This is a genomic window from Tunicatimonas sp. (assembly GCF_049647865.1).
Taxonomy (GTDB): Bacteria; Bacteroidota; Bacteroidia; order Cytophagales; family Cyclobacteriaceae; genus Tunicatimonas.
Genome location: NZ_JBARYM010000165.1, coordinates 1 through 2,316, shown reverse-complemented (window position 1 = coordinate 2,316; position 2,316 = coordinate 1). Strand labels below are relative to the sequence as shown.

General features: G+C 38.6%; 2 protein-coding genes. One reads left to right on the top strand and one right to left on the bottom strand.

Annotated elements, in window-relative coordinates:
• A partial coding sequence (locus tag WBA23_RS05115) for a glycosyltransferase family 87 protein (RefSeq protein WP_424581172.1) occupies positions 1 to 1,077 on the bottom strand: 1,077 nt, incomplete at its 3' end.
• A gap of 394 nt (positions 1,078 to 1,471) precedes the next feature.
• On the opposite strand from WBA23_RS05115, the gene WBA23_RS05110 reads away from it, so the two are divergent.
• Positions 1,472 to 1,780 (top strand): methyltransferase domain-containing protein, encoded by a 309-nt coding sequence (locus WBA23_RS05110; RefSeq protein ID WP_424581171.1) that lies wholly within the window; start codon positions 1,472 to 1,474, stop codon positions 1,778 to 1,780.
• Positions 1,781 to 2,316 lie beyond the last annotated feature (536 nt).

Here is a 2,316-nt window from a genome sequence, read left to right as displayed (position 1 = left end):
TAAGTATTGGGTAGTCTTATCATTGGGTAAAGACATTGTTCCCCCCAAGTACCAAGCCCAAGGCATAAAAAGCAGTAAATAGTAATGGGTCCAAGAAACAGTACTGCAAATTAGCGATAGCGTAAGTACTATCGAAAAGCTCCAGTAGTCGTACGAGGTTAATCCACTTGGCCTCACTGCGGGTTTAGGACGTTTCTTCCAAAGAATGATGCCAAACCCGGTGCTAATCATGCCCAGTAGAATGAAGGTGTGAACAAATTTTAGCACCGGAACCAAATCGCGGGGCGACCAGTCCCAGAGAAATTTACGTCCGGTTTGCAGCCGCATTAGGAACCCTCCAACGGATTGCACGTTGAAAGCAGCCATTGGTCGTCCTCCAAAAGCAGCAATACAGTATTCGTACCAGTCTAGGTTCATTTGCCATCCGAAAAACAAAACCGATAGCAGAGCCATGCCTAGGCCTACGGTAGCGGCTCCCAATACAATCTTCCACTTACCCCGCAACAAAAAGTACACCCCTACCAACATCAAGAAGGGCTTAATCACTAAGCAAAAACCAATCAGCAATCCGGCGGAGTAGTTATGGTCTCGTTCCCAAAGCAATACGGCTACAATGAATAGAAAAAGAATAGCATTAGTAGTATTGCCCAACTGCAAACAGTACCACAGGGGGCCATTAACCAGAAATAACAGCAGCAGCAATCCCCGCCGGTTGGGGCAGTAGTGTCGAGCAAGTAGCAGATAAGCTCCGGCGGTAGCTACAAACATTAGAAAGGAGAAAATACGTCCGGCCGTCCAGGAATCAAAAACGGCAAAAGGGGAAAGCAACCCCGCCACAATGGGAATATTAGTGAACAGGGCTTGATGGATCAAAGATGTAAGATCGTCGTAATTACCATCCCAAACCGCCTTTCCCCCGGCATAATAGGCTTTGGTGTAGTCGGTAATATTTTCAGGAATGATCGTATTAGTTAGTGCCAGCGTAGTGTAAAACACTAATAACAAAGCGGCCCCTTGGACTGCACTGAGAATATTAAGCCGGTCAAGGAAGTGAGTCTTATTATACTCAGTATTCATTTCTTAAATAAAAAGGGGTATAAACTGGGTGTACAAATCTACTAATAAAGTAGTTGGCTTGTTGATGAAAAAGTTTTCAAAATAGCCTGAGCTATACTAATTTCAAATTAAAAATGCCAAGTTAGAGTTAATAAGTTTCTGATTATCAAATACTTACACAACTGTAGTTTTTCATGAAATTAGAACAAAGATAAAATATGAAATTTGATTTTGTAGAACAACCAGCCTATAGGATTATCTATTTAGTTCTTCGTACTTCAGTGATTTATGGTTTCACTATAAAAAAATATACTAAATTTTTGTTTCGTACAAATATGTTTAATTTTTTAAGAATTAAATTATATTATTGCTGAAAAATATTAATTTTACATTGATCAGTATTTAATATATTAGAATGAACACCGAGGAACTCGTTTTATACCTTAAAAATCAGCGCACGAATGCAAGTTTCGTTGATCGGCTAAAAATAGTATATCGTCCATATATATGTTCCTTTAGTGAGCTTATTAATCACGTAGACGAAGGTGATACTGTATATGATATAGGATGCGGATCGGGGCAGTTTATTAAGCTAATTACGGCTTTCTCTCGTCCTAGAAGGGTTAAAGGGATTGATATAGATTTGAAGCTTATTGAGAATGCTAGAGCTTTACATGAGCATTCTAACATTGAAACAGTATTTGATGTGTATGACGGGGTTTAGCTACCCTCCGATATCTCGTCTGCCAACAAGATATTTATGATAGATGTGCTACATCACATACCTAAAAACAATCAACTTACTTTTTTACAATCTTTGTATAACTCTATGAAAGGAGGGGCAGAACTTATATTAAAGGATATTGATAGCGATAGTTCGTTAGTATGGTTCAATAAAATTCATGATGTAATTTTTTCAGGTGAGGTTGGAAATGAATGTTCGTATTCAGCAATTAAGAGCCAGCTAAGCGATATGGGCTTTTCTATTCAATTATCGCGAAAACAAACGAAGTATGTCTACCCTCACTATACAATCATTGCTAAAAAATAAGTGGGCTACATTTTTAGCGGCTGTATGCTTAGCTATAATGTCGGCTTATCCTATTTACCGAAACTATTATTACGGTTTAGCAATAGAGCAATACGAAAGGCATATAGATTTTTTGGAGGTTAACTCACGCTTTCACAACCCGTGGCAATATCGAGTTTTAGCTCCTTTAACTGTGGAAGCAACCAAAATAGCTTATGATAATACGATAG

Excerpts from the sequence above, each read along its gene's own strand:
- WBA23_RS05110 (WP_424581171.1), top strand. The coding sequence starts at position 1,472 with ATGAACACCGAGGAACTCGTTTTATACCTTAAAAATCAGCGCACGAAT.